At 70.8% G+C, this 1,691-nt stretch carries 2 protein-coding genes; both read right to left on the minus strand.

What is annotated here, in order from left to right:
• Window positions 1–575 (minus strand): Bug family tripartite tricarboxylate transporter substrate binding protein (locus AC1DOC_RS32620; RefSeq protein ID WP_478131436.1); only part of this gene is annotated, 575 nt, incomplete at its 3' end.
• 36 nt (window positions 576–611) lie between these two features.
• Window positions 612–1,613 carry an Ldh family oxidoreductase gene (locus AC1DOC_RS32625; RefSeq protein ID WP_478079401.1) on the minus strand — a complete coding sequence of 334 codons (1,002 nt, stop codon included), beginning with the start codon at window positions 1,611–1,613 and terminating at the stop codon, window positions 612–614.
• Window positions 1,614–1,691 lie beyond the last annotated feature (78 nt).

Here is a 1,691-nt window from a genome sequence, read left to right on the forward strand (position 1 = left end):
TTGTAGGGCACGTGCTGGATGTTGGACTTGTTGAGGTCGTTGAAGAGCGCGAGCGTCAGGTGGGGCGGCGTACCGTTGCCGCTGGAGCCGGCGTTGAGCTTGCGCTCCTTCGCCGCCGCGACCAGGCCCTTCATGTCCTGGATGGGGCTGGCCACGGGCACCACGATCAGCATCGGGCTGCCGGCCAGCAGCGCCACCGGCCGCAGGTCCTTCTGGAAGCTGAACGGCGACTTCGGGAACAGCGTGACATTGGCCGCGTGCGTCAGCGTGACCGCGAGCAGCGTGTTGCCGTCGGGCGGCGCCTTGGCCACCAGGTCGGCGCCGATCTGCCCGTTGCCGCCGGGCCGGTTGTCCACCAGCACGTTGACCTTCCAGCGCTCGCCCAACTGCTGGCCGATCTGCCGCGCCATCACGTCCGTCAGGCCGCCCGGCGGAAAGGGCACCACGTAGCGCAGCGTGGCGTCCGGTCTGGGGTAGTCGCCGCCCTGCGCGCGGGCCAGCATCGGCATGAGCGCGCCCAGCGATCCCGCCGCAGCCAGGGCGGTGGTCCCCTGCATCCATTCGCGTCGTTTCATCGTGTTGTCTCCTGTTGTTGTGTGGGGTCGTGGCGCCTAGCTTCGCCACTGCGCGAGCAGCGCCTCGGGCACCTCGATGCCCTCGGCCTCGGCGCGCAGCCGCAGTTCCTCGCGCCGAGCGCCGGGCAGGCGTACGCCGTCGTCGCGCAGCATCTCGCCCACCAGCACCTCGACGCGGTCGAGGTAGCTCGCAGAGCCCGCGAGCGCGCCGGGGTCGATGACGATGAAGGCCTGGCCGATGCGCGGCCGGTTGCCGGCGTCCTCGAAGAAGCTCGACGCTTCGAAGCCGAACTGCGCACCGATCAGCGCCGTGACCAGCAGCTCGACCACCAGCGCCAGCATCGCGCCCTTGGGGCTGGTGGCCGCGCCAATGGGCAGCATCGAGCCTTCGAGCGCGGCCTGTGCGTCGGTGGTCGGCTGGCCGTTGCGGTCCACGGCCCAGCCGATCGGTATGGCCTTGCCCTGCTTCGCGGCCACCATGACCTTGCCGCGCGCCACTTCCGAAAGGCTCAGGTCGATGGCGAGCGGCAGCGCACCGCGGCGCGGAAAAATCGCTGCGACTGGATTGGTCCCGAAGATGGGATGGCGCCCGCCGGCCGTCGGCATCGCGGCCGGCGAGTTGGCAAAGCCGAGCCCGGCCATGCCGGCCTCGGCCACCGGCCGCAAATGGTCGACCACCACGCCGCAATGGTGGCTGTCCGTGACGCCTGCAATCGCAATGCCGAAGTCGCGCGCGCGGCCGATGGCCTCGGCAACAGCCATCTCGCAGGCGGCGAAGGCCAGGCCCTCGTGCGCATCGACCAGCGCGGCCGCGCCTTTCTGGCGGCGCAGCGTCGGCATGGCATTGCCATTCACTCGGCCATTGCGCAGGTGCGTGGCGTACTGGGCCACGCGGGAGAGGCCGTGCGAGCCCAGGCCCTGCGCCTCGGCCAGCACCAGCGCGCGCGCGGCGGCTGCCGCCATCGCCTCGTTCGCGCCAGCCGCGCGCAAGGCCGCGGCCACCGCGTTTCGCGCTTCCTCAAGACTCAGCATCGTCATGGTTCCAGCGCCTCCAGCACCTTCTGTGCAATGAGGCTGCTCACGCGCTCGTTCGACTCGGCCGTCACGCCCGCGATG

This window comes from Variovorax sp. 01T439_2 (genome assembly GCF_056398445.1).

Coding starts and splice junctions, on each gene's coding strand:
- AC1DOC_RS32625 (WP_478079401.1), bottom strand. CDS start 1,613: ATGACGATGCTGAGTCTTGAGGAAGCGCGAAACGCGGTGGCCGCGGCC.